Annotated in this window: 22 protein-coding genes and 1 other RNA gene; 5 read left to right on the top strand and 18 right to left on the bottom strand. The window is 72.2% G+C overall.

From position 1 onward, the window contains the following. Positions 1 to 130: 130 nt before the first annotated feature. On the bottom strand, positions 131 to 517 hold the full coding sequence (locus tag G8D98_RS09300) for a VanZ family protein (RefSeq protein WP_166102116.1): 387 nt from the start codon (positions 515 to 517) through the stop codon (positions 131 to 133). After that, positions 514 to 1,941 (bottom strand): NAD-dependent malic enzyme, encoded by a 1,428-nt coding sequence (locus G8D98_RS09295; RefSeq protein ID WP_166102113.1) that lies wholly within the window; start codon positions 1,939 to 1,941, stop codon positions 514 to 516. Before G8D98_RS09295 ends, G8D98_RS09300 begins: the two co-directional genes overlap by 4 nt. Positions 1,942 to 2,059: 118 nt before the next feature. Between G8D98_RS09295 and G8D98_RS09290 the strand changes: the two genes are divergently transcribed. Further along, positions 2,060 to 2,674 carry a YgjV family protein gene (locus G8D98_RS09290; RefSeq protein WP_166102110.1) on the top strand — a complete coding sequence of 205 codons (615 nt, stop codon included), beginning with the start codon at positions 2,060 to 2,062 and terminating at the stop codon, positions 2,672 to 2,674. A 97-nt stretch (positions 2,675 to 2,771) separates the two neighbouring features. Further along, the gene (ppdK, locus tag G8D98_RS09285) at positions 2,772 to 5,444 is read left to right on the top strand and encodes a pyruvate, phosphate dikinase (protein ID WP_166102108.1); all 2,673 of its coding nucleotides are present in this window, start codon (positions 2,772 to 2,774) and stop codon (positions 5,442 to 5,444) included. A gap of 65 nt (positions 5,445 to 5,509) precedes the next feature. Here the strand turns inward: ppdK and ssrA are convergent. Further along, positions 5,510 to 5,877: a transfer-messenger RNA gene (ssrA, locus tag G8D98_RS09280) on the bottom strand. Positions 5,878 to 6,067: 190 nt separating this feature from the next. On the opposite strand from ssrA, the gene G8D98_RS09275 reads away from it, so the two are divergent. Next, on the top strand, positions 6,068 to 9,448 hold the full coding sequence (locus tag G8D98_RS09275) for a pyruvate carboxylase (protein ID WP_166102105.1): 3,381 nt from the start codon (positions 6,068 to 6,070) through the stop codon (positions 9,446 to 9,448). 102 nt (positions 9,449 to 9,550) lie between these two features. Further along, positions 9,551 to 9,724 (top strand): CsbD family protein, encoded by a 174-nt coding sequence (locus G8D98_RS09270; RefSeq protein WP_166102102.1) that lies wholly within the window; start codon positions 9,551 to 9,553, stop codon positions 9,722 to 9,724. Between the two features lie 57 nt (positions 9,725 to 9,781). Here G8D98_RS09270 and G8D98_RS09265 read toward each other — a convergent pair whose 3' ends face one another. The 8 genes from G8D98_RS09265 to G8D98_RS09230 form a co-directional block, all read right to left on the bottom strand. Next, entirely contained in the window at positions 9,782 to 11,779 is a 1,998-nt protein-coding gene (locus G8D98_RS09265; RefSeq protein ID WP_166102100.1) for a DUF2207 domain-containing protein, read from the bottom strand. A gap of 1 nt (position 11,780) precedes the next feature. Beyond that, positions 11,781 to 12,272 carry an SsrA-binding protein SmpB gene (smpB, locus tag G8D98_RS09260; RefSeq protein WP_166102097.1) on the bottom strand — a complete coding sequence of 164 codons (492 nt, stop codon included), beginning with the start codon at positions 12,270 to 12,272 and terminating at the stop codon, positions 11,781 to 11,783. Positions 12,273 to 12,343: 71 nt separating this feature from the next. Then, entirely contained in the window at positions 12,344 to 13,774 is a 1,431-nt protein-coding gene (locus G8D98_RS09255; protein WP_166102095.1) for a M23 family metallopeptidase, read from the bottom strand. Positions 13,775 to 13,886: 112 nt separating this feature from the next. Beyond that, entirely contained in the window at positions 13,887 to 14,792 is a 906-nt protein-coding gene (ftsX, locus tag G8D98_RS09250) for a permease-like cell division protein FtsX (RefSeq protein WP_166102092.1), read from the bottom strand. Between the two features lies 1 nt (position 14,793). Further along, positions 14,794 to 15,489, bottom strand: coding sequence for a cell division ATP-binding protein FtsE (gene ftsE, locus G8D98_RS09245; RefSeq protein WP_166102090.1), 696 nt, complete (start codon positions 15,487 to 15,489; stop codon positions 14,794 to 14,796). 123 nt (positions 15,490 to 15,612) lie between these two features. Beyond that, the gene (locus G8D98_RS09240; RefSeq protein ID WP_166102088.1) at positions 15,613 to 16,101 is read right to left on the bottom strand and encodes a TY-Chap domain-containing protein; all 489 of its coding nucleotides are present in this window, start codon (positions 16,099 to 16,101) and stop codon (positions 15,613 to 15,615) included. 38 nt (positions 16,102 to 16,139) lie between these two features. Then, on the bottom strand, positions 16,140 to 16,826 hold the full coding sequence (locus G8D98_RS09235; protein WP_166102444.1) for an ABC transporter permease: 687 nt from the start codon (positions 16,824 to 16,826) through the stop codon (positions 16,140 to 16,142). Between the two features lie 97 nt (positions 16,827 to 16,923). Beyond that, positions 16,924 to 17,838, bottom strand: coding sequence for an ABC transporter ATP-binding protein (locus G8D98_RS09230; RefSeq protein ID WP_166102085.1), 915 nt, complete (start codon positions 17,836 to 17,838; stop codon positions 16,924 to 16,926). A 93-nt stretch (positions 17,839 to 17,931) separates the two neighbouring features. On the opposite strand from G8D98_RS09230, the gene G8D98_RS09225 reads away from it, so the two are divergent. Next, positions 17,932 to 18,606, top strand: coding sequence for a TetR/AcrR family transcriptional regulator (locus G8D98_RS09225; RefSeq protein WP_166102083.1), 675 nt, complete (start codon positions 17,932 to 17,934; stop codon positions 18,604 to 18,606). Positions 18,607 to 19,547: 941 nt separating this feature from the next. Here the strand turns inward: G8D98_RS09225 and prfB are convergent. From prfB to G8D98_RS09185, 7 genes are all read right to left on the bottom strand, one after another. Then, positions 19,548 to 20,666, bottom strand: a complete 1,119-nt coding sequence (gene prfB, locus G8D98_RS09220) for a peptide chain release factor 2 (RefSeq protein ID WP_166102080.1) — start codon at positions 20,664 to 20,666, stop codon at positions 19,548 to 19,550. 233 nt (positions 20,667 to 20,899) lie between these two features. Beyond that, the gene (locus G8D98_RS09215; protein ID WP_166102077.1) at positions 20,900 to 21,364 is read right to left on the bottom strand and encodes a pilus assembly protein TadG-related protein; all 465 of its coding nucleotides are present in this window, start codon (positions 21,362 to 21,364) and stop codon (positions 20,900 to 20,902) included. Next, positions 21,361 to 21,807 (bottom strand): pilus assembly protein, encoded by a 447-nt coding sequence (locus G8D98_RS09210; protein WP_166102075.1) that lies wholly within the window; start codon positions 21,805 to 21,807, stop codon positions 21,361 to 21,363. Before G8D98_RS09210 ends, G8D98_RS09215 begins: the two co-directional genes overlap by 4 nt. Further along, on the bottom strand, positions 21,804 to 22,190 hold the full coding sequence (locus G8D98_RS09205) for a TadE family protein (protein ID WP_166102073.1): 387 nt from the start codon (positions 22,188 to 22,190) through the stop codon (positions 21,804 to 21,806). The genes G8D98_RS09210 and G8D98_RS09205 overlap by 4 nt, the downstream gene beginning before the upstream one ends. 243 nt (positions 22,191 to 22,433) lie before the next feature. Next, on the bottom strand, positions 22,434 to 23,366 hold the full coding sequence (locus tag G8D98_RS09195) for a type II secretion system F family protein (protein WP_166102067.1): 933 nt from the start codon (positions 23,364 to 23,366) through the stop codon (positions 22,434 to 22,436). Further along, a complete protein-coding gene (locus G8D98_RS09190) occupies positions 23,363 to 24,235 on the bottom strand; it encodes a type II secretion system F family protein (RefSeq protein WP_166102065.1) in 873 nt (290 codons plus the stop codon). The genes G8D98_RS09195 and G8D98_RS09190 overlap by 4 nt, the downstream gene beginning before the upstream one ends. Continuing rightward, on the bottom strand, positions 24,232 to 25,461 hold the full coding sequence (locus G8D98_RS09185) for a TadA family conjugal transfer-associated ATPase (RefSeq protein ID WP_166102062.1): 1,230 nt from the start codon (positions 25,459 to 25,461) through the stop codon (positions 24,232 to 24,234). The genes G8D98_RS09190 and G8D98_RS09185 overlap by 4 nt, the downstream gene beginning before the upstream one ends. Positions 25,462 to 25,589 lie beyond the last annotated feature (128 nt).

Raw genomic sequence — 25,589 nt, 5'->3', positions numbered from 1 at the left:
CCGGCAGTGGCCCTGGCGGCCGGTTCGACGGGGGTGTCACCGGCGGGCACCGGGTGGGACTGGCCACGGCTCGCGCGGTGCGAGCGGAGGGCGCTGCCGAGCGCCCGGCCACCACGGTGGAGGACCCAGCCTACCAGCGCACGGGGCCTGCTCCGGACGGCCAGCGCCGGCCGACCAGCCTCGCGAGCAGCACCCCGAGGGCGACACCCGCGAGGTCGGCGAGCGCGTCGAGGGCGTCACCGTCGCGGTGGGCGAGCACGCTCGCCTGCACCACCTCGCTGAGGAGGGCATGGGCCGTGAACCCGGCGACGAGCCAGCGCAGCCGGCCACCGGCGAGGGCCCCGAGCAGGACGGGCAGGAGGAAGACGCCGGCGTGCACGAGCTTGTCGACCCCGGGCGGAGCGGGCGGCCCGGGCACCGTCGGCGCGTAGACCACGGCGAGCTGGAGGGCGAGCGCGGCCACCGCGAGCACGGCGAAGGCCCGCGGGGCGGCGCGGCCGCCGGCCTCCTCACTCATGCGTCGTCGGCCCCGGGGTGGTGCTCGGTCCCCGCGACGGCCCGCCGCACCGCGTCGGCGACGACCGTCGTGACGTCGGGGTGGAAGACGCTGGGCACGATGTACGTCGCGTTGCGCTCCTCGTCGGTGACGACGTCGGCGAGCGCGTCGGCCGCGGCGAGCAGCACGTCCATCGTCACGTGCCGGCTCGCGGCGTCGATGAGCCCACGGAAGACGCCGGGGAAGACGAGCACGTTGTTGATCTGGTTGGCGAAGTCCGAGCGCCCGGTGGCGACGACCTCGGCGTGCCGGGCCGCGATCTCGGGGTCGATCTCGGGCACCGGGTTGGCCATCGCGAAGACGACCGCCCCCGGGGCCATCGAGGCGACGTCCTCCTCGGTGAGGATGTTCGGTGCCGAGACGCCGAGGAAGACGTCCGCGCCGCGGACGGCGCGTGAGAGCGTGCCGCTGACGTTGTCGGGGTTGGTGTGCTCGGCGATCCAGGCGTGGTTCGGGTGCTCGCCGGAGAGGACGTCGGCGCGGCCCCGGTGGACCACGCCGTCGATGTCGGCGACGACGACGTGTCGCGCGCCGGCGTGCAGGAGCAGCTTGAGGATGGCGGTGCCGGCCGCCCCGGCTCCGCTCATGACGAGCCGCACCTCCTCGAGCCGCTTGCCGACGACGCGCAGCGCGTTCCGCAGCGCGGCGAGGGCGACGATGGCCGTCCCGTGCTGGTCGTCGTGGAAGACGGGGATGTCCAGCTCCTCGCGCAGCCGGGCCTCGACCTCGAAGCACCGGGGAGCGGAGATGTCCTCGAGGTTGATCCCGGCGAACCCCGGCGCGATCGCCTTGACGGTGCGGATGATCTCCTCGACGTCGGTCGTGTCCAGGCAGAGGGGGAAGGCGTCGATGTCCGCGAAGCGCTTGAAGAGGGCCGCCTTGCCCTCCATGACCGGCAGCGCCGCGAGCGGGCCGATGTCCCCGAGCCCGAGCACCGCGGTGCCGTCGGTGACGACCGCGACGGTGTTGCGCTTGATCGTCAGGCGGCGCGCGTCCTCGGGGTTGTCCGCGATGGCCGTGCACACCCGGGCCACGCCCGGGGTGTAGACGAGGGAGAGGTCGTCGCGGGTGCGGATCGGCACCTTGGACTCGACGCTGAGCTTGCCCCCGAGGTGCATGAGGAAGGTGCGGTCGGAGACCTTGCCGATCTCGGCCCCCTCGACCGTGCGCATCGTCTCGACGATGGCCTCGGCGTGCTCGGGGTCGCGCGTGAGCATCGTGAGGTCGACGCGCATCCGGGCCTGCGCGGAGCCGGTGACGTCGAGGCCGGTGACCACCCCGCCGGCCCGCTCGATGAGGCTCATCATCTCGCTGACCGCGGTCGGGCGGGCGGGCAGGACGAGGCGGACGGTGACGCTGTTGGCGATCGAGGGCGCGGCGGGCATGGGGACGATTCAACCCTGTACCACCGGGTAGCCCGAACGGCAGGCGTCACCGGGGCCCCGGGAGGCGCCCTACAGTGACGCCCATGACCGCGGACCGCAGCGCCCCCGGAACGCACGCATGAGCTGGCTCGACGCGCTCGGCTGGTTCGGCTCGGCCCTGCTCGTCTTCTCGCTGCTCCAGGCGCGCATCCTGCGCCTGCGCGTGCTCAACACGGTCGCCTGCGTCATCCTCACCGTCTTCAACGCGCTGCTCGGGGTGTGGCCGATGGTCGCGATGAACGTCGCGCTCGCGGGCATCAACGTCTACTTCGTCGCCCGGATGCTGCGCGAGCGGGGGGACGAGCGGGCCTACAGCGTCGTCGCGGTCGGCCCCGGCGACGGCTACCTGCGCCACTTCCTCGAGGTCTACCGGGAGGACATCGCGCGGTTCTTCCCCGGGTTCGCCCCCGCGGACGTCGCCTCCGGCACCACCTACCTCGTCCAGCACGGCGACGAGACCGCCGGCGTGGTCCTCGTCCGGGACGCCGGGGAGGGCACCGCCGAGGTCGCGCTCGACTACGTCACCCCGCGCTTCCGGGACTTCGCGCCGGGTGAGTTCGTCTTCCGCCGCTCTGGTCTCTTCCGCGAGCGGGGCTTCGTCCGGGTGCTCACCCCCGCCGGCATGGTGGCCCCGTACTACGCGCGGCTGGGCTTCGTCCCCGACGGCGACCGGTACCGCCTCGACCTGGCCTGAGACGCGCGTTACATCCTCGCAATACCCCTCGGGGTACTACGCTGTGATCTACTACGTTGAGTAGTATTGAGCGCCGTATCGCGAGGAGGCGAGGGCCGTGGCACCGTTCGTCCACGAGTTCGAGAGTGGGTCCAAAGAGCAGAAGGACCTCCTCGGGGGAAAGGGGGCCAACCTCGCCGAGATGACCCGGCTCGGCATCCCGGTGCCGCCGGGGTTCACCATCACGACGGACGCCTGCCGCCACTACCTCGCGCACGGTGAGGCCCCCGAGGGGCTGTGGGGCGAGGTCGAGGCCCACGTCGCGACCCTCGAGCAGCGGATGGGCCGCCGCCTCGGCGACCCCGGTGACCCGCTCCTGGTCTCGGTCCGCTCCGGCGCGAAGTTCTCCATGCCCGGGATGATGGAGACCGTCCTCAACGTCGGGCTCGGGGACGCGGCCGTCGAGGGCCTGGCCCACCAGACCGGTGACCCGCGCTTCGCGTGGGACTCCTACCGCCGGCTGCTGCAGATGTACGGCAAGACCGTCCTCGGGCTCGACGGTGACCTGTTCGAGGACGCCATCGACGCGGCCAAGCGGGCCCGGGGGGTCACCGCCGACGTCGACCTCGACGTCGACGACCTGCGTGGCCTCGCCGCGCGCTTCCAGGAGGTCATCCTGCGCGAGTCCGGGGCGCCCTTCCCCCAGGAGCCGCTCGAGCAGCTGCGTGCCGCCGTCGTGGCCGTCTTCGACTCGTGGAACTCCGACCGGGCCGCGCTCTACCGCCGCCGGGAGCGCATCCCCGCCGACCTCGGCACGGCGGTCAACATCCAGGCGATGGCCTTCGGCAACCGCGGCGCGGACTCCGGCTCGGGGGTGGCCTTCACCCGCGACCCCGCGACCGGTGAGCGCGGGACCTACGGCGACTACCTGCCCGACGCCCAGGGCGAGGACGTCGTCGCGGGCGTGCGCAACACCCTCACCCTCGCCGACCTCGAGCGGATCGACCCCGCGAGCTACCGCGAGCTGCTCGAGATCATGGCCCGGCTCGAGGAGCACTACCGCGACATGTGCGACATCGAGTTCACGATCGAGCGTGGCCGGCTGTGGATGCTCCAGACCCGGGTCGGCAAGCGCACCGCCGAGGCGGCCTTCCGGATCGCGACCGACCTGCTCGAGGAGGGGGTCATCACCGAGGAGGAGGCGCTCTCCCGGGTCACCGGCGAGCAGCTGGCCCAGCTGATGTTCCCGCACTTCGTCCACGGCGGCGGGGCCGAGGCCGTGGCGACGGGCATGGCCGCCTCCCCCGGCGCGGCCGTCGGGCAGGCCGTCTTCGACTCCGACACCGCGGTCCGGATGACCCAGGAGGGCACCCCCGTCATCCTCGTGCGCCGCGAGACCACCCCCGACGACCTGCACGGGATGGTCGCGGCGCGCGGGATCCTCACGAGCCGGGGCGGCAAGACCTCCCACGCCGCCGTCGTCGCCCGCGGTATGGGGCGCACCTGCGTGTGCGGCGCCGAGGCGCTCGACGTCGACACCCGGGCGGGCTGCCTCACCCTGCCGGACGGCACGGTCGTGCGCCAGGGCGAGACGATCTCGATCGACGGGTCCACCGGTGAGGTCTTCCGGGGCGAGGTCGACGTGGCCCCCTCCCCCGTCGTGCGCTACTTCGAGGGCGAGGTCGACCCACAGGACGCGCCGCCGGTCGTGCGGGCCGTCCACCGGATGATGGAGGTCGCCGACCGCCGACGGCGCCTGCGGGTGCGGGCGAACGCCGACAACGCGGCCGACGCCGCGCGCGCGGCCCGCTTCGGCGCCGAGGGCATCGGCCTGGCCCGCACCGAGCACATGTTCCTCGGCGAGCGCCGCGCGATGGTCGAGCGGCTGATCCTCGCCGAGGGTGACGAGGAGCGCCAGGTCGTCTTCGACGAGCTGCTCCCCCTCCAGCGGCGCGACTTCGTCGAGCTCTTCGAGGCGATGGGTGGCCGACCGGTCACCGTGCGTCTCCTCGACCCCCCGCTGCACGAGTTCCTCCCCGACCTGACCGAGCTGTCGGTGCGGGTCGCCATCGAGGACGAGCGCGGCGAGCACTCCGAGCGGGACACCGCCCTGCTGCGGGCCGTGCTGCGGCTGCACGAGCAGAACCCGATGCTCGGCCTGCGCGGCGTGCGCCTCGGGCTGGCGATCCCGGGACTGTTCGCGATGCAGGCCCGGGCGGTCCTCGAGGCGGCGGCCCTGGTCGTCGAGGCCGGTGGGCAGGCGCGCCCGGAGATCATGGTCCCGCTCGTCGGCGACGTGCGCGAGCTGCGGGCCATCCGCGAGGAGATCGACGCGGCGGCGCACGAGGTGCGGGTGGCGCACGCCGTGCATCTCGACCACCTCGTCGGGACGATGATCGAGCTGCCCCGGGCGGCCCTGACCGCGGGCGAGATCGCCCAGACGGCGGACTTCTTCTCCTTCGGCACCAACGACCTGACCCAGACGACGTGGGGCTTCTCGCGCGACGACGTCGAGTCCTCGTTCTTCTCCCGCTACCTCGAGAAGGGCATCTTCGGGGTCTCGCCGTTCGAGACCATCGACCGCACGGGGGTCGGCCGGCTCGTGCAGATCGCCGCGTGGGAGGGGCGCCAGACCCGTGGCGACCTCAAGCTCGGCGTGTGCGGTGAGCACGGAGGCGACCCGGAGTCGATCGGGTTCTTCGACGAGTCCGGCCTGGACTACGTCTCCTGCTCGCCCTTCCGGGTCCCGGTGGCCCGACTCGAGGCCGGTCGCTGCGCGGTCGGGGGCTGACGCGACCGACGGCCCGGACCCGCGCGGGGTCCGGGCCGTCGCCGAACAGCGTGGGAGTGCGCCGATGGTGGAGGTGGCGGGAATCGAACCCGCGTCCACTGACGGCAGCCCAGGGCTTCTCCGGGTGCAGTGCGCTGTGGATTTTCTCGGCCCCGGGGCTCGCGCGCACACGTTCCCCGACAGGCCCAGCCGAGTGGGAGTCCCGCGTCGCCGCTCGGCACGACGACGCAGCAAGATCTCTAGCTGACGCTGGTGACTAGGTCGAGATCGAACCTAGGCCAACGGACTTCGGGCTCGCTCAGGCGGCGAGGGCGAAGTCGGTGCGCTTGGAATCGGCACCTATTGGTGTGCACGGAGCGTTGTACGAGATGACCGTGCGTCCTCGACCCGCTTCCCACTGGACATCCGACCAATGTCGAAACCGATCACCCCCGTGGGGGGCGTACTCCCACGCTGTTCAGTTGTCGCCCGCCGCGGCCGGTCGGCCCGGCGGAGAACCCATTATGCCGTCCAACGTCGGGCAGACCCAAGCGTGTTCCCCACCCGCGGGACGGCTCGGCCCCGCCGGCCGCGGGCTCACTAGGGTGGTGCCGTCCCACCGCCGAGCCCCGGAGGTCCCCGCCGTGTTCCACAAGATCCTCGTCGCCAACCGCGGGGAGATCGCGGTCCGTGCCTTCCGGGCCGCGACCGAGCTGGGCGCCAAGACCGTCGCGGTCTTCCCGCACGAGGACCGTACGAGCGAGCACCGGCTCAAGGCCGACGAGTCCTACGAGATCGGCGAAGAGGGCCACCCCGTGCGGGCCTACCTCGACTACGAGAACATCGTCCGGGTCGCGGTCGAGTGCGGCGCCGACGCGATCTACCCCGGCTACGGCTTCCTCTCGGAGAACCCGAACCTCGCCGAGGCCTGCGAGGCCCAGGGCATCACCTTCATCGGCCCCCCGGCCTCGGCGCTGCACCTGGCCGGCAACAAGGCCCGGGCGGTCGCCGCCGCACGCGAGGCCGGGCTGCCCACGCTGCGCGGCGCCGACCCGAGCACCGACCTGGAGGCCCTGGCCCGTGCGGCCGAGGAGATCGGCTTCCCGGTGTTCGTCAAGGCCGTCTCCGGTGGCGGTGGGCGCGGGATGCGGCGGGTCGAGGAGCCCGCGGGGCTGCGCGAGGCGCTCGAGGCGGCGCAGCGCGAGGCCGACGCCGCGTTCGGCGACCCCACGCTCTACCTCGAAGAGGCCGTCGTGCGGCCCCGGCACATCGAGGTGCAGGTCCTCGCCGACGGCACGGGCACGGTGCTCCACCTCTACGAACGCGACTGTTCGGTCCAGCGCCGCCACCAGAAGGTCGTCGAGATCGCCCCGGCCCCGAACCTCGACCCACAGCTGCGCGAGCGGATGTGCGCCGACGCCGTGCGCTTCGCCGAGGCCATCGGCTACCGCAACGCCGGCACCGTGGAGTTCCTCCTCGGCGAGGACGGCCGCTACGTCTTCATCGAGATGAACCCGCGCATCCAGGTCGAGCACACCGTCACCGAGGAGGTCACCGACGTCGACCTCGTCGTCTCGCAGATGCGGATCGCCGCGGGTGACACCTTCGAGGACCTCGACCTGCGCCAGGAGGACATCCGCACCCGTGGCGCCGCCCTCCAGTGCCGGATCACCACCGAGGACCCCGCCAACGGCTTCCGCCCGGACGCCGGCCAGATCACGGTGTACCGCTCGGCCGGTGGCGGCGGCGTGCGCCTCGACGGTGGGACGGTCTTCGTCGGGGCCCAGGTCAGCCCGCACTTCGACTCGATGCTCGTCAAGCTCACCTGCCGCGGCCGGGACTTCGAGTCGGCCGTGCGCCGGGCCCGGCGGGCCCTCGCCGAGTTCCGCATCCGCGGGGTCTCGACGAACATCCCCTTCCTCGAGGCCGTGCTCGCCGACCCCGCCTTCCAGCGCGGTGAGGCCACGACGAGCTTCATCGACGAGCGGCCCGAGCTGCTCGAGGCCCGGATGGGCGGCGACCGCGGGACCAAGCTGCTGCAGTACCTCGCCGACGTCACGGTCAACCAGCCGCACGGGCCCGCGACGACCCACCTGAAGCCGCGCACCAAGCTGCCCGCCCTCGACCGCGAGGCCCCGCTGCCCCCCGGCAGCCGCGACCTCCTCCAGCGGCTCGGGCCGGCGGGCTTCGCCCGGCAGCTGCGCGAGCGCACCGACGTGCCGGTCACCGACACGACCTTCCGCGACGCCCACCAGAGCCTGCTCGCGACCCGGATGCGCACCCGCGACCTGCTGCACGTCGCCGGCCACGTGGCCCGCACCACCCCGCAGCTGCTCTCGATGGAGGCCTGGGGCGGGGCGACCTACGACGTGGCCCTGCGTTTCCTCCACGAGGACCCGTGGGAGCGGCTGGCGCTGTTGCGCGAGGCGATGCCCAACGTCCCCCTCCAGATGCTGCTGCGGGGCCGCAACACCGTCGGCTACACCCCGTACCCGACGAAGGTCACCGACGCGTTCGTCCACGAGGCGGCCCGTACCGGGCTGGACATCTTCCGGATCTTCGACTCCCTCAACGACGTCGACCAGATGCGCCCGGCCGTCGACGCCGTGCTCGAGACCGGGACGGCGGTCGCCGAGGTGGCCCTGTGCTACACGGGCAACCTCATGGACCCGGCCGAGGACCTCTACACCCTCGACTACTACCTGCGCCTCGCCGAGCAGATCGTCGGGACCGGCGCCCACGTCCTCGCCATCAAGGACATGGCCGGACTGCTACGGGCGCCCGCCGCCCACCGGCTCGTCACGGCGCTGCGCGAGCGGTTCGACCTGCCCGTCCACCTGCACACCCACGACACGGCCGGAGGGCAGGTCGGCACCCTCCTCGCGGCGATCGACGCCGGCGTGGATGCCGTCGACGCCGCGACCGCGACGATGGCCGGCACGACGAGCCAGCCGAGCCTGTCCGCCCTCGTCGCCGCGACCGACGGCACGGAGCGCGAGACCGGGCTCGACATCGACGCCGTCTTCGCCCTCGAGCCCTACTGGGAGGCGGTGCGCCGGATCTACGCCCCGTTCGAGTCCGGCCTGGCCTCCCCCACCGGGCGGGTCTACTTCCACGAGATCCCCGGCGGGCAGCTGTCCAACCTGCGCCAGCAGGCGATCGCGCTCGGCCTCGGCGACCGTTTCGAGGACGTCGAGAACATGTACGCCGCGGCCAACCGGATCCTCGGCAACCTCGTCAAGGTCACCCCGAGCAGCAAGGTCGTCGGCGACCTCGCGCTGGCACTCGTCGGCGCGGGCGCCGACCCGGCCGACTTCGAGGAGGACCCGACCCGCTACGACATCCCCGACTCGGTCATCGGTTTCCTCGAGGGCGAGCTCGGCGACCCGCCGGGCGGCTGGCCCGAGCCCTTCCGCAGCAAGGCGCTCCAGGGGCGCAAGGCCAAGCCGCGGGTCACCGAGCTCACCGAGGAGCAGGAGGCCTCGCTCGTCACCGACACCCGACGCACCCTCAACGAGCTGCTCTTCCCCGGCCCGACGCGCGAGTACGAGCAGACCCGTGAGCTCTACGGCGACCTGTCCGTCCTCGGCACCATCGAGTTCCTCCACGGACTCGAGCACGGCCAGGAGTACGAGGCCGAGATCGAGGCCGGCAAGCGCCTCCTCCTCGGCATCAGCTCCGTGGGCGAGGCCGACCGGCAGGGCATGCGCAACGTCATGTGCACGCTCAACGGCCAGTTCCGCCCGGTCCAGGTGCGCGACCGCTCGGTCGAGGCCGAGACCAAGGCCGCCGAGAAGGCCGACCCGGGCACCCCCGGGCACGTCGCCGCGCCGTTCGCCGGGGTCGTCACCCCGACCGTGGCCCAGGGCGACACCGTCGAGCCGGGCGCCGTCGTCGCGACCATCGAGGCGATGAAGATGGAGGCCAACATCACGACCCCGACGGGCGGCACCGTGGCGCGGCTGGCCATCGACGGCCACCAGCAGGTCGAGGGGGGCGACCTCGTCCTCGTCGTCGAGGGCTGACCCGCGCACGCCCCGCCGGGGGCCGGGACGGTTACCGTAGGGGAACCGGCACCTGGTCAAGAAGCGGCTCGATGCTCCCATCACCGACGAAGGGAAGCACCCATGGGTTTCGACGACAAGCTGGAGAACGCGGCCACCGACGCCTCGGGCAAGGCCAAGGAGGCGGCCGGCAAGGCCACCGACGACGAGAGCCTCGAGGCCGAGGGCCGCACCGACCAGGCCAAGTCCGACCTGCGCCAGGCCGGGGAGAAGGTCAAGGACGCCTTCAAGCACTGACCCCCGGTACGCGACGAACGGGCCGCTCCCTCATGGGGGCGGCCCGTTCGTCGGTGGTCACCAGCTGCCGCCGGAGGTCCCTCCCCCGCCACCGCCGGAGAAGCCGCCGCCCATGCTGAACCCCGAGGAGCCCGACGAGCCCGGCGTGGAGACGAAGGTGCCGGCGGCGAGCGTCGAGAAGGAGTCCATGCTCGAGGCGATGTCGCGGAAGCCGGCGGCCGACCAGGCACCCGAGTACCAGGCCGGGGCGAGCACGGTGTGCCCGGCCGCGGCCGCGGTGGCGGCGAGCTCCTCGAACACCTCGGCCCAGCGCTCCGCGACGCCGAAGACGATGGCGTAGGGCAGGTAGCGGGAGAAGACGTCCTGGGCCTCCTCCCAGCGGATCTGGTTGGCCTCCGCGGTCTTCAGGTAGCGCTCGAAGCCGCGGGCCTGGGCCAGGACGGCCGACCCCTCGGCCGTGCGCGCCGCCATCCGCCGGCCGAGCGCCCGGGTCACGAGCCCGCCGACGACGAGGCCCCCGGCGAGCACCCAGCCGGGGTTCGCCGGCAGCCCGGCGTCGGCGAACAGCCCGGAGGCCGGCCCGACGAGGAAGAAGCCGGTGAGGACGCCGAGGCCGGCGACCACCGTGCCGAGGGCCATCCAGCCCGAGCGCTGGGCCTGCGGGCTGCGCCGGAACCAGCCGCGCTCGACGACCTCGTCGTACATGAGGTGCTGCACGGCGTCGAGGGTCGGGCGGAAGCGGTTCTTCAGGGACGAGAGCGCCACGGTGTCGCCGGCGGCGAAGAGCGACTCGTGGAGGAGCTGCTCGTAGGGGCTCAGCGGGGCCGAGCGTGCCGGCGGGGTGGTCCGGGTGAGCACCCAGTCCTCGCGCCGGAAGTGCCCGGAGTCGTCCCGGCCGATCTGCAGGTGCCCACGCACGGCGAGGTCGACGATGGTCGCGGTGACGTCGAGGATGCCGGCCTCCTCGTCGATGACCGTGCCGACCATCCCCGGCTGGACGCCGTCCGGCGGCGTGAACCGCACCGCGACCGTCGGGGCGTCGCCACCGCGCACGACCACCGGCCGCTGGTCCACCCCGGGGGTGAGACCGGGCGTGAGCCCGGCGTACTGCTCGTCCCGGCCGCGGCGCCAGACGAGCAGGCCCATGGCGGTGGCCGCACCGAGGGGGACGAGCGCCCCGGCCCCGAGGGTGAGCAGCCCGAGAGTGCGCGCCGCCTCCGGGCTGAGCGGGCTGCCCTCGTCGCTGGAGACGCTGCCGGTGCGCAGGTCGGGCGCGAGGTCGCCGAAGGCGCCGCGCGGGAACGAGGCGACGACCGAGGCGCCCTCACGCGCCTCGAGGTCGGGGACCCGGTAGGAGGCCGGGTCGCCGGCGGACGCCTCGCACGCGGTGGTCGAGCCGAACTCGCCGTAGTAGCACGCCGCCCGGGTGACGGGCACCGGGCCGGCGACGGTGGCGCGCACGTCGTGCTGCGGCACGCCGTTGGCCGTGCTCACGACGTCGTAGTAGACCTCCGCGGTGCCGTCGCCGATGTCGTTGACCAGGTGGGCCAACCGGAAGCGCACGACGTAGCGCGCGGTGCCGGAGACCGTCTCGGACGGGCTGCCGATCCGGATGCGCCGGTCGGCACCGTTGTCCTCGACGGTGATGTCCGTGGGCGCCCCGGTCGGTGAAGTGACCTCGACCCCGGAGAGCTCGTAGTAGCGGTAGCGGGTCTCGCTGTCCTGGTAGCCGGCACGGACGCGGACGTTGCGGTAGATCCCGTGGCGCTGCTCGCCCTCGGGGAAGCGCCAGGTGATGTCCTCGGTGACGACCACCGAGCCGTCCCGCTCGGCCTCGACGGCCACGTGGAGGGAGTCGGCCTGCTCGGCGGCGGCCACCGAGCCCGGGGACCCGCCCCAGGCACCGAGCCGGCCCCCGACGAGCGTGCCGCCGGCCAGGGTGTCGGCGGAGGTCGCCGCGGCCGCCGGCAGCGCCACCGAGCCCGCGAGCAGCAGGCCGCCGAGCAGCCCGGCCAGGCCGGCCGCGACCGACCGCCGGCGCCCCCCGGCGGTCACCTCACTCCTCGCCCCGCCGGCGGGCGGCGATGGCGCGCTCGGCCTCGCGCCGGTCCTGGCGCTCGCGCAGCGTCTGGCGCTTGTCGTAGGCCTTCTTGCCGCGGACGACCGCGATCTCGACCTTGGCCCGCCCGTCCCTGAAGTAGAGGCTGAGCGGGACGATGGTGTGCCCGGTCTCCCGGGTGGCCTGGGCGATCTTTTCCAGCTCGCGCCGGTGCAGCAGCAGCTTGCGCCGCCGGCGCGGGGTGTGGTTGGTCCACGTGCCGCTGACGTACTCGGGGATGTGCACGCCCTCGAGCCACAGCTCGCCCTCGCGGTCGAAGCCGGCCCAGCCGTCGACGAGGGAGGCCCGGCCCATCCGCAGGGCCTTGACCTCGGTGCCCATGAGGACGAGGCCGGCCTCGTAGGTGTCCTCGACGTGGTAGTCGTGGCGCGCCTTGCGGTTGCTCGCGACGAGCTTCCTCCCCGGGTCCTTCCCGCTGTCCTTGGCCACGAGCAGGAGGCTACCGTCCGCGGGCGGGCCGCCCCCCGAGGTGTCCCGGTGCGGCGGTCAGGACAGCGTGTTCAGCCAGCCGCGGGGTCGACGAAGCTGCCGTTGACGAGGGTCTCGAAGTGCAGGTGGCAGCCCGTGGAGGAGCCGGTGGTCCCGCTGTAGGCGATCAGCTGGCCCCGGCTGACGTAGCCGCCCCCGACGACGATGCTCGAGAGGTGGTTGTAGGTCGTCGCCAGCCCGACACCACGCTGCAGCCCGTGGTCGATGACCACCCGGTTGCCGTAGCCCGCGGTATAGGTCGTCTGGATGACCGTCCCGGAGGCGGCGGCGTACACGGGGGTGCCGCAGCCGACGGCGTAGTCCCGCCCGGAGTGCAGCTTCCAGTAGTGGTAGATCGGGTGGTAGCGCATCCCGAACTCCGAGCTGATCCAGCCGGTGTGCACCGGGCGGGAGAGGTAGCCCGAGCTCGTCGAGGACCCGCCGCTGGAGCCGCCGGAGGAGGAGGAGCCGCTCGACCCGCTCGACCCGCTCGAGGAGCCACCCGAGGAGGAGCCACCCGAGGAGCCCGAGCTGCTCTGGTTCTGCTGCGCCCGGCGCTTGGCCTCGGCAGCCGCGCGCTTGGCCGCCTGTGCCTTGCGCCGCGCCTCGGCCCGGGCGCGGGCCTCGGCCGCCCGCTTGGCGAGCACCTTGGCGAGGCGCTCCTGCTCGGACTTCATCGCGGCCAGCTGCTTCTTGTCGGTCGCGAGCTGGTCCTCGTAGCCGTCGGCCTGCTTCTGCTGGGTCGCGGCGAGGGACTCCAGGGCGGCCTGGGCCTGCGCGGCGGCGGCCTGGGCGGACTCGGCCTTGGCCAGGGCCGCCGCGGCCGCCTTCTGCTTGCGGTCGGAGTCGGCACGCAGCGCGGAGACGTGGTCCTCGAGCGCGGTGAGGCTGGCCTGCTCGGTGCTCAGCCGCTCGATCGTCGCGTTCTGCACGTCGAGCACGGTGTCGACCATGGCGAGCCGGTCGGCGAACTCCTGGGGCTTCTCGCTGGAGAGGGCGACGTCGAGCTGGCCGAAGCCCTGCTCCTGGTAGATCTGCGCGGCGAACTGCGCAATCCGCTCGCGGCCGTCGGCGACCTCCTGGGTCGCCTTCTTCAGGTCCGACTCGGCCTTGGCCTCGTTGGCCTTGGCGATCTCGAGCTCCTGGGTGGCCTGCGCCTCGGCGGCGTCCGCAGCGGCGGCGGCCTCGCGCGCCTCGCTGAGGGCACTGCGCGCGGCGGGGAGCTGGCTCTCGGTGGCGTGCAGGCGCTGGTAGGCGTTGGAGAGCGCGGCGCTCGTGTCGTCGAGGTGGTCCTCGAGCTGGTCGACCTGGGCGTCGACCTTCTTCTTCTCGGCGCCCGGGTCCTGGGCCGCGGGCGCACCGGGCGCGCCGACCAGGGCGAGACCGGCGGTGCAGGTCACCGCGGTGAGCAGCCCGACGAACCGCCTCGAGGCAGCCCGCAGCCCGCGGTCACGTGGTCCCATGATCACCATTGGTAACACGAACCACAGTGGTTTGCACAGACATCAGGGCAGAAAAGTGCCACCGACCGGCCTCGCCGGTCAGCGTTCTCTCAGGCGGGCGCGGGCCCGGGGGTCAGACCCGCAGGTAGCGGCGCAGGGTGACCAGGCTCGTCGCGACGGCGATGAGCAGCACTCCCCCGAGCATCCACGGGGCGAGCAGCCAGACGTCGGAGACGCCGATGAACGCCTGGGAGAGGGCGATCTGGCTGGCGCCCTCGGTGAAGACGTACTGCGTCAGGCCGACGAGCAGCCCGACGGCCAGCCCCACCCCGACGAGCGAGACGATGACCATCTCGGTGACGAAGGGCATCCGGATCGTCCAGTTCGAGGCCCCGACGAGACGCATGATGCCGATCTCGCGGCGGCGGATGAAGGCCGCCTGCCGGATCGTCGTCGCCATGAGCAGGGCCGCGCAGGCGGCCATGAGCGCGGCGAGGAAGACCGCGAAGACGGTGATCCAGTTGATGATCGTGAAGAACTTGCTGAGGACCTTCTCCTGGTCCTGGACGGTCGCGACGCCGGGTGCGTCCTCGAACTGGGTCGTGACGTTGCGGAACTTCGTCGGGTCCTCCAGCTGCACGCGCAGGCTCTGCGGGATGTCCCCGACCTGGACGTTGCCGGCGATCGGGCTGTTGCGGAACTGCTCCTTGAACCGGTCGTAGGCCTGCTTCTCGGACTCGTAGAAGACCTGCTTGACCTCGGGCAGCGCCTCGAGCTGGGACTGCAGGGCGGCACGCTGGGCGTCGGTGACCGCCTTGCCCTCGCAGTTGGGCTGGAGGGCGTCGGCGGTGCACAGGTAGATCGACACCTGGATGCGGTCGTACCAGTAGCCCTTCATGGTGTCGGCCTGCCGCTGGGCGAGCAGACCGAGGCCGAGGAGGAACATCGAGACCATCGTCACGAGGACGACCGAGACGGCCATCGAGACGTTGCGGCGCAGCCCGGAGCCGACCTCGGAGGCGAGGAAGCGCATCTGCATCTCAGGCCTCCTCGGGGCGGTCGTACTCGGCGTCCTGCTGGTCGCGCACGACCCGCCCGTCGTCGAGCTGGATGACCCGGCGGCGCATCTCGTTGACGATGTCGTGGTCGTGGGTGGCCATGACGATGGTCGTTCCGGTGCGGTTGATCCGGTCGAGCAGGCGGACGATCTCGAGGCTGATGCGCTGGTCGAGGTTGCCCGTCGGCTCGTCGCACAGGAGGATCTGCGGCCGGTTGACGACGGCGCGCGCGATGGCGACGCGCTGCTGCTCGCCACCGGAGAGCTGGTGGGGGAAGCGCTTCTCCTTGCCGGCGAGGCCGACCATCTCGAGGGTCTCCGGGACGAGCTGGCGGATCGCGTGCCGCGGCTTGCCGATGACCTGGAGGGCGTAGGCGACGTTCTCGTGGACGGTCTTGTTCGGCAGCAGCCGGAAGTCCTGGAAGACCGCGCCCATCTCCCGCCGCAGCCGGGGCACCTGGCGCATCGGCATCCGGCGCAGGTCGTGCCCGGCGACGAGGACGAGCCCGTTGGTCGCGGCCTCCTCGCGCAGCGCGAGGCGCAGCATCGTCGACTTGCCCGAGCCGGAGGGGCCGACGACGAAGACGAACTCGCCGCGATCGATGTCGACGCTGACGTCGTCGACGGCCGCACGGGTCGAGCGGGGGTAGACCTTCGTGACGTTCTCGAAGCGGATCATGCGGGTCGGCGGGCCTCGGGGCTCGGGGGCAGGGGTGGACGCGGACGGGCCGCGACGGCTTCGAGGATAGGTCGGCGACCCGTGGATCCCGGTGAGCGCCCCGCCGTCGGCGCGTTCGGCCTCTCAGGTGCCGCGCAGGGTGGGCAGCCCCTCGTCGGGCTCGACGCCGAGCACCTGCCCGAAGGTGGCGGCGACCGCCGCCGCGGCGCGGGTGGCGTCGGCCGGGTCGAGGTAGGGGGACCCGGGGACGTCGTCGGGCCAGAACCGCACGAAGTCCTCGCCGTCGCCGACGGTCGGGCGGTGCCAGCCGAGCCCGAGGAGCGCCTCCTCCTCGGCGGCGGTCCACGGGAAGCGCCCGCCGAGCCGGCGCGAGCCCGTCCAGTGCCCGCGCAGGTGGTCCTCGACCCGCACGAGCCGGGCGGTCGGCAGCAGCGGGCGTCGGCGGGACCCGGCGAGCCAGCGCAGCCGCCCCCCGGTCGCGGCCATCCGCGCGTGCTTCACCGGGGCGGCCGCGGTGACGGTGGCTCCGTCCTCGAGCGCGAGCACGGCGGCGACGAGCTCGGCCTCCCAGTCCGCCCAGGTGGCGGCGGGCGTGGTCTCGGGCGCGGTCACCCGACCCACCATAGGGCCGAGGAACGAACGTCGATCCGTCACCGACGTCGCACGAGGTAGCCGAGGGCGGCCAGCACACCGGCTGTTCCCCAGACTGCGACGACGACGAGGTCCCGGACGTCCACGGCACCGCCGAAGGCCTTCTCCCGGACGAGGTTGCCCATGGGTGCGAACGGCAGGTATTCGTGCACAGTCGCCGCCCACGCGGGCAGGCGGTCGGGACTGAACGTGATCGGTGAGAACAACAGCCCTCCGATCATGACGACCTGCGTCGCCAGGCCCGCCGCCTCCGGAGGCAACCAGTAGGCGATCGCGTAACCGATCCCCGTCGCGGCGACCAAGACGAGGACCAGCGCCCCCACCAGTGACGGGCCGGGGCTCAGGTCGAGGTCGAAGCGCGTCACCGAGGCGGCGACGCCGACGGCGATCCCGGGCAGGGCAGCAACGCCCCACACGGTCATGTCCGCCAGGAGCAGCGCGGAGGGAGGTACCGGCAGCGTCCGTTGGTACTCCAGGAGACCTTCCTGCTTCGACGCCGTGACGACCCGCGGGGCCAGAACACACCCCACAGCGATGACGCCCAGGGTCCAGGCCCCCGAGGAGAGCCGGCGTGCGGCGGCCGCGTCCACCTCGGGCAGCAGCAGCGCGAGACCGTAGACGATGGCCACGGCAAACAGCGCCTGGACGGCCGTGAACACCGGGAGGAGGTATCGATGCCGGACCATGCTCCATCGCACGAGCGACCACCAGGTCGACGTCCAGGGCAGCTTCGGCGTGTCCGTTCGCTGTGGGAGCGCAACCTGTCCACCCCGCGGGCTCACGTCATCCGGCACGGGTGACTCGCTCGTAGAGGCGGGACAGCGACGCAGGCTCCAGCGCGAACGAGGAGGCCAGCGCTTTGCGGGTGAGGTCCACGGCCCACGAGGCAACGGCCACCACCTGGTCCGGCGCCACCACGAGCTCGAGATCCGCGCCTCGCCGGACGGAGTCGCGGCAACGGGGTGCGGAGTCCTCGATGCCCGGGCGGGCGTCATGGACGGTGAGCGTCATGGGCGCGAGCGCACCGGCGACGGTCGCGGGGGTGCTGTCCATCAGGACCCGGCCTCGTTGCATGAGGACGAACCGGTCCATCGTCTGCTGCACCTCGTGGAGGTTGTGCGTCACGACGAGCACGATGCGTCCGTCGTCCGCCAGGCGACGCAGCACCGACCAGATCATCGGACGGCGCACGGGGTCGACGTCGTTGGTGGGTTCGTCAACGAGGACGATCGTCGGCGCGCGGACAGCGGTCATGGCCAGCGAGGCCAGCCGACGAACTCCGCCGGACAGCTTCTCGCCGGCGCGGTCCGCGAATTCCTCGATGTCGAGGGCGGCGAAGAGCCGCGTGGCCGCCGAGCGCGCATCGCGGGAGGACGCGCCGCGAAGACGCGCGACGGCGACCACCGCCTGGCGCGGCGTGACACCGGTCAGAGGTGCGTGCAGCTGAGGCATCATCGACGCCGTTCGCCGGGCGAGCCCGGGGTCGGCGACCAGCGAAGCCCCGTCGAGGGTGATCTCCCCGGAGTCCGGACGGGTCACTCCGATGACCTGGCTGAGCAGGGTCGTCTTCCCGGCTCCGTTGTGACCGACCACCGCGAGCAGCGTCCCGCCGTCCACGCTGAGGGAGACCTCGTCGTTGGCACGCACCGAGCGTGCGGCGTAGGTCTTCGTCACCCGCTGGACGGCCAACGTCGGCACATGGTAACTCTCGGGACGGTTCACATACCGATAGTATCCCAATTGTGTCGCTCGACCGCTGACCCGCCCTGGCGGCGCTCGTAGATTGCGGGCATGCAGCGGCTGACGCGGACCGAACGCCAGGAGAACAACCGACGCCTACTCATCGACACCGCCGAGCGCATCTTCGGTGAGCGCGGTGTCGACGGCGCCTCTCTCGACGACGTGGCCTCCGCTGCCGGTCTGACGAAGGGGGCCGTGTACTCCAACTTCGGCAGCAAGGGCGACCTCATCCTCGCGGTCATTCGGCATCGGCTCCAAGACACCACCCAGGCCCACGCCTTCCAGCAGGTTCTCGACGATCCCGGGGACGAGTGGGCGCGTCTCGACACCTGGTGTGACGTGTGGGTGGACACGGCACGCGCGGGTGAACAGGCGAGCTATGCCCGGCTGCTCCTCGACTTCATGGCCTACGCCCTCCGCCATGAGGAGTTACGCACTCAGCTGCGAGAGGTCCTGCGGCCGCATCCTGAGGCTGGGCGCAGCCTCATCCCTCGCGACAGCGGGTTGGCCGCGGTGGATGCCCCGGACCAGGAAAGGATCCTCCTCGCCCTCGATGTCGGCCTGTCGGTCCTGCGGCTCGTGGACCCCGATGACGTGGACCCCGAACTGTACCGGACGGCGGTCACGGCGCTAGTTGGCTCGCCCCGCGCGCACAAAGACTCAAGTCAAGCTGCGGCCCAGAAGGACACCGATCGGCACAAGGTACAGCAGAAACAGTGTGATTGAGACTGCTCGACCGAGCCACATGAGAAGAGCCCAGGCGCCACAGGTCATGGCAAAGCACCGCAGGGTCCGCTACCCCCGACCAGCACCTCCATTACCTCATGTGGGACTACGAGAATATCTGCCTCCCGTGCCACGACCACCCAATGACCGTTCTTCAACTTCCGAGAACTGAAGGGTTTGACCATGATCGGCACCTTGGCCCAATCTTCTAGTCTTCCCATGAGGGCACAGAGTAATGCTGAAAGGTTCGCCAGTCGGTAACGCTACCGGTGCCACACGTGGGACAGTCGTTCGGGAGCCGCGGCCACGCCGGATGGGCGAAGGAAGTTCCTTGTTCGTAATCCAGTTCGAACTGTCTCCCCAGGCTGCGCGGGGGAGCATAACCCGTCAAGACTCGAACCGCTTCGTCCACAATTATGGAAGCGAGAAAGTAGATCGACGGCGCATATTCAACTGATGGAGGTTCGAAAATGTGAGGCCTGAAACCCTGCGAACTGCTCAACAAACTGCGGATCTTGCTGCGAGTAGTGAACATTAAGGCAGTCGAAGCGACCTGTTTCGCGCGGTATTACCGTATAGACACGACCTCGGGTTACTTGGCTCGCTCCGAATACACCGGAACGCCTCCTGCCACGACTGCTGCGTTCACGATACGCTGTGCTGAGAATGCTCCGGTGGCCTCTACCTTCTCAGCGCGACGTACCTTCACCTTCATCCGACTCACCTCCCCCCTGCGGTTAGCGCTCCACCAGTAGCCCTTCGCGTAGGGCTCCCCAAGTGAAGTTATTGCCAGCCGCGCGCCGCAGGGATCCATATTGCGAGAATTCGCAAGGCGAGCGTTGTACCGGCAATCCGGACCCAGGAACGAGTGCGCAGGATCGTTGTTCTGACGCGGCCGCCGCGACTCGCGGCACCATGGACGTCAATCGGCGTCCATCGGCTCAGACCTCGGCGGTGGCCTTCTCCTGGGCGCGGCGCCAGCGGATGCCGGCCTCGATGAAGTCGTCGATGTCGCCGTCGAAGACCTTGTCGGGGTTGCCGACCTCGTGCTCGGTGCGCAGGTCCTTGACCATCTGGTAGGGCTGGAGGACGTAGGAGCGCATCTGGTCACCCCAGCTGGCCTTGACGTCGCCGGCGAGCTCCTTGCGCTCGGCGGCCTCCTCGGCCTTCTTCAGGAGCAGCAACCGTGACTGCATGACCCGCAGGGCGGCGGCGCGGTTCTGGATCTGGCTCTTCTCGTTCTGCATCGACACGACGGTGCCGGTCGGCAGGTGGGTCATCCGCACGGCGGAGTCGGTGGTGTTGACCGACTGCCCACCCGGGCCGCTGGAGCGGAAGACGTCGATCTTCAGCTCGTTCTCGGGGATCTCGATGGAGTCGGTGCTCTCGATGAGCGGGACGACCTCGACGGCGGCGAAGCTCGTCTGGCGGCGGCCCTGGTTGTCGAACGGGCTGATCCGCACGAGCCGGTGGGTGCCGCCCTCGACCGAGAGGTTGCCGTAGGCGTAGGGCACGTTGACCTCGAAGGTCGCCGACTTCAGCCCGGCCTCCTCCGCGTAGCTCGTGTCCATGACCTTGGTCGGGTAGCCGTGGCGCTCGGCCCAGCGCAGGTACATCCGCAGGAGCATCTCGGCGAAGTCGGCGGCGTCGACGCCCCCGGCGCCGGCGCGGATGGTGACGACGGCCTCGCGCTCGTCGTACTCGCCGGAGAGCAGGGTGCGCACCTCGAGGTTGGCGACGGCCTGGCGCAGCGACTGCAGCTCGCGCTCGGCCTCGGCGAGGGTGTCGGCGTCGTCCTCCTCCTGGCCCATCTCGACGAGCACCTCGAGGTCCTCGATCCGCTGGTCCATGCCGGTGACCCGCTCGTACTCGGCCTTGGCGCGCGACAGCCCCGAGGTGACCTTCTGGGCGCGCTCCTGGTCGTCCCAGAGGGAGGGGTCGGCGGCCTGCTGCTCGAGGTCGTGGATCTGCTGCTGCAGGGCGTCGAGGTCGGTGACCTCCCGGACCGACGCCATGGTCGCGCGCAGGTCCTTGATCTCCTGGGTGAAGTCGGTGGCCACGAGGGGCAAGCCTACGCGAGCCCGTCCGGGGTGTATCAGGGCGCGGGGGCGGCGCTCCTTCCCTTCGACGGCCCGCTCCGGCGGGTCGGGCGGACGCGGTGAGGTCTCTGGCGGGGCACCACCGTGGCAGCACGGGTCCGCGTGAGCAGTCGGCAGGGGTCTGCTCACGCGACAGCGGGGCGGTCGGGCACACAGCGCGACCGCCCCGCGATCGTCTCCCCGGCCGAGGCGGCTCAGGGACCGACGTCGGCGCGGGCGCGGGAGGTCACGTGGATGCTCACCCGCACCCCGAGGTCGCGCAGCAGCCCACCGACGAGCGGCAGGCGCGCCTCCCCCGTCAGGTCGACGACGGCGGTGTGCCCGTCGGGGGTGCCGGTGCCCGGCCCGAGCTGCCAGCCGAGCACGTTGGCCGGCCGCTCGTGGCCCGCGACGTAGTCGGCCGCGCGTCGGGCCACGGCCTCCTCGCTCAGCGGGACCGCCTCGCCGACGCCCGCGGTGTAGGCGGAGTCGTCGAGCCCGCCGGCTGCTGCGAGCGCGGCACCGTCGGCGACGTCGAGCAGTCGGATCCGGGCCAGGTGCGCCGCCGTGACCGCGGTGACCCCGGCCACGAGGGTGACGGCGAGGACGACGAGCCCGAGGAGGTAGAGGGTGATCGTGCCCCGCTCGTCGCGCAGTGCCTCGCGCGTGGCGGGGCTCACGGCAGGCTCCGGAACCGGTCGACGGTCGAGACGTGCGACGCGGAGACGGGGACCGACAGGGGCAAAACGTCCTCGAGGAAGGCCGGCAGGAGCGGCAGGGGGACCTGGACGGTGGCCGTCGTCCCGACCCGGCCGTCCGGACGCAGGCAGGGGGCCCCGTCGCACTCGATGCGCAGGGTCCCGGTGTCCTCGAAGCGCTGGTCGAGGAAGGCGACGTAGGCGGCGGCTTCGGCCCGCCCGGTGGCGTCCTCCCCCGACCGGGCCGTGACGTACGCCCGCCCCGCCTCCCGCGAGGCCTGGCTCACCGCGTAGGCCCCGGCCTGGACCCGGGCCAGCATGAGGACGAGGTAGACCAAGGGCAGCAGGAGCAGCACCCCGAGCGTCACGAGCTCGACCACCGCCGAGCCGGACTCCTCCCGCTGCAGGCGCTGCCGGAGGCTCACTGCCGCTCCAGGAACGCGCGGCCCACCACGTCGTAGCGCCCGGCGGGTCCGAGGAGCCCGAGGACGGGGACGGGCGCGACCACCCGGACCTCGAGGACCCGGACCCCCGCGACCGTGCTCTCCCGGGAGGTGACCGACCGGGCGTAGGACGGGGCGAGGGAGGCGCTCACGAGCTCGCGCGTGCGGGCCACCCCCTGCCCGGGGACGGCGTCGGCGCGCGCCCCGTACCGCGCTCCTTCCGCGGCACACGAGACGAGCGTGTTGCGAACGTGCAGCGCGAGACCGAGCTGCACGAGCCCGAGGAAGAGGACGGTGAGCAGGGGCGCGACCATCGCGAAGTCGGTGACGGCCGCGCCGCGCTCGTCCCGCCGGCCGGCGGACATCCGATGCTCAGCCCGTGACCGAGGCCAGTGCGTCGGTGAAGAGGGCGACGAGCTGCTCCTTGGCCACGGCCCAGAGCACGGTGACCAGACCGGCGGTCATCAGCGTGATCAGCACCCAGCCGGGCACGTCGCCTCGTTCGGGTCGTCGTGCGCGGCGTCCGTCCCGGTGGCCACCCACGGGGTGCAGGCAGCGCAGGGTTCTGCGGAGGAGGTTCATGGTCGTCGTCCTTTCACGAGCCACGGTCAGAGGGTGAAGCGGAAGAAGGTGTAGCCGGGGAAGAGCAGGAAGAGAACCGTGACCGGGAGGATGAGGAAGACGACGGGGACCATCATGACGATCTCCTTGCGGCCCCCGGCCTCGAGCAGCGCCCGCCGCCCCTCCTCGCGCACGTCCTGGGCCTGGGCCCGCAGGACCTCGGCGAGGGGCGTCCCGCGCTGGACGGCGACGACGACGCCGTCGACGAACCGCCGCAGGCTGGCCAGCCCGGTGCGGTCGGCGAGGCCCTGCAGCGCCGAGGGCAGGTTCGCCCCGGCCCGGGCATCGGCCAGGCACCGCCGTAGCTCGTCGGCGAGCTCACCCTCGGACAGCCGGCAGACCCGCTCCAGCGCCCCGACCGCCCCCTCTCCCGCACCGACCGCGAGCGCGAGCAGCTCGGCCACCGTGGGGAACTCGGCAAGCATCCTGCGCTCGCGCCGGGTCGCCCGGGCCGAGAGCAGGTAGTCGGCCCCGGTGACGGCCAGGCCCAGCCCCACGCCCGTGAGCAGCAGCACGGTGACCACCGAGCCGCCGCGCCCGAGCAGGAGCGCCGTGCCCGTCGCCGCTCCGGCGACCGCGCCGGCGAGCCCCCAGAGCACCTGCTCGGCACGGAAGCGGTCGACGTCCGCCACGAGGCCCGCCCGCAGCTGACGGCTGCGCACCGAGGCCGCGCCCCCGAGGACCCGGTCGATCCCCTGGCCCAGCTCCTCGACGAGCGGCGAGGCGACGACGGACAGGACCCCCCGCCGGGACCGGTCGTCCTCGAGCAGGCGAGAGGGACGCGGGGTGTCCCGGAGGTAGGGCAGCACCCGGTCGGCCAGCCCGCGGCGACGGTTGCGCGGCAGCCCGGTCCACACGAGCAGCAGACCGAGCCCGGCGAGACAGCCCAGCAGGGCGCCCTCGCGCACCACGGCACTCACCGCAGGACCCGACGTTCGTCGGGGAGCCGGCCGATGCGCACCATGAGCGCATAGGCGACCGCGGTGACGGCCGCTCCCGCCGCCAGCACGACCGCGCCGGTGACGCTGGCGTACGCCGCGACCGACTCGGGGCGGGTCGAGAGCATGACGAGGACGAACCACGGGGCCGCGACCGCCAGCCGGGCGGCGTTGACGGTCCACGACTGACGGGTCTCGAGCTCGGCTCGGGTCCTGGCGTCCTCGCGCAGGAACCCGGAGAGGGTCCGCAGCAGGCGTCCGAGGTCGCTACCACCCACCTCACGGGCGATGCGCAGGCTCTCGACGAGCCGGTCGGCCACCGGGTCGCTGAGCCGCTCCTTGAGCCGGTCGAGACAGTCCGAGAACCGGCCGGTGAGCCGGTAGTCGTCGGCGAAGCGGCGGAACGGCTCGCGCAACGGCTCCGGGCCGCGCTCCCCCAGCTGCCCGAGGGCCTCGGGCAGGGCCATCCCCGCCCGCACCGCGGAGGTGATGTTGTCGACGGCGTCCGGCCACAGCTCGCGCAGCACCGCCCGTCGCCGCCGGGCACGCCGGCGGACCAGGGCCACGGGCGCGCCACCGGCCATCGTGGCGAAGCACACCGCGATGGGTGCCACCCCGACGGTCAGCCAGACGATCGCCAGGACCAGGAAGAAGGCGATCGCACACGCCAGCAGGAGAGCCCGCACGGTGAGCCCGGCGAACCCGGCCTGGACGACCTCGTCACGAAGCCGCGCCACCGGCCCGGACCGTGCCCGGGTGACCTCCACCGCGGCGGGCCGGGGCACCCAGCAGCTCCACCAGATGAGGAAGAGGCCCACCCCGACCCCGAGCCCCGACAGCAGGCCGGTCACGACGTCCCCTGGGCGAGCAGTGCCGCGACGTCGTAGCCCGCCCGCTCGAAGCGCTCCGCGTGCGGCGGGAAGCCGTCGGCGCGCACCAGCTCCTCGCGACGGCGGACGAAGACGTCGGCGATCTCGACGACGTCACCTTCGACCCGACCCGGGACGGCGGCGATCTCGCGGACCCGCCGCCGTCCGTCCCGCTCGAGGGCGGCATGGACCACGAGGTCGATGGAGGCGGCCACCGTCGGCAGGACGAACCGGGCGGAGACGTTCTCCCCGGCGAGCAGCGGAAGGGTGCACATCTTCGTCACGGCCTCACGGGCGCTGTTGGCGTGCACCGTGCACATCCCGGGGAGGCCGGAGTTCAGGGCGATGAGCAGGTCGAGGCTCTCGGCCTGGCGGACCTCCCCGACGATGATCCGCGAAGGGCGCATGCGCAGGGCCTCCTTGACGAGCCGGCGCAGCGGGATCTCCCCCGTCCCCTCGAGCGACGGCTGGCGGCACTGCATGGCCGCCACGTCGCGGTGCGGGATCCGCAGCTCGAAGACCTCCTCGCACGTGACGACCCGCTCGCGGGCGGGGATCGCCGAGGCCAGGCAGTTCAGCAGCGTCGTCTTGCCCGCCTGGGTGCCCCCGGCGACGAGGATGTTCAGCCCCGCCGCGACCGCCGCCTCGAGGAAGCGGGCCGCCTGGGCGCTCACCGTGCCGAGCCGCACGAGGTCCTCCATCGTGTCCGCCTTGACGACGAACTTGCGGATGTTGACGTACCAGTGCTCGCGGGTGATGTCGGGGATGACGACGTGCAGCCGGCTTCCGTCGGGCAGAACCGCGTCGACGAAGGGCGAGCTGAGGTCGACCCGGCGCCCGGAGCTCTTGAGCATGCGCTCGACGAGGTCACGCACCTCGTCGTGGGTGAGCAGGGTGGTCGTGAGCTCCGCGACGCCGTCGCGCGCGACGAACACGCGGGAGGGCTCGTTGACCCAGATCTCCTCGACCGTCGGGTCGTCGAAGTACTGCTGGAGCAAGCCGAACCCGGCCACGCTGTCCCACAACGACTTCGATGCGGCATCGACATCGGGCAACACGGGCAGCCCGCCGTGCATGGAACGCTCGTCGTAGTCGGTCACGGCCTCGCGCACGAGCCGCCGCACCGCGGTCTCGTCACGCGCTGGGTCCAGCCCGGAGCGCCGGATGAGCTCGCGGACCTCGACCTCCAGCGTACGAACGGCATCCACCTGCCGTCCCCCTTCCCAGGAGCGAGAACGCCCCCTGCTGGCGCCCAGCAAACCGGACCTCGATGTCCCCCGCACCCCGAGCAGACCTGGCCTGTGGATAACTCGGCGACCCACCTCCCGGCCCCGCC

Origin of the sequence: Phycicoccus endophyticus (genome assembly GCF_011326735.1) — a bacterium.
Classification (GTDB): Bacteria; Actinomycetota; Actinomycetes; order Actinomycetales; family Dermatophilaceae; genus Phycicoccus; species Phycicoccus endophyticus.
This window is presented reverse-complemented; position numbering and strand designations above follow the sequence as displayed.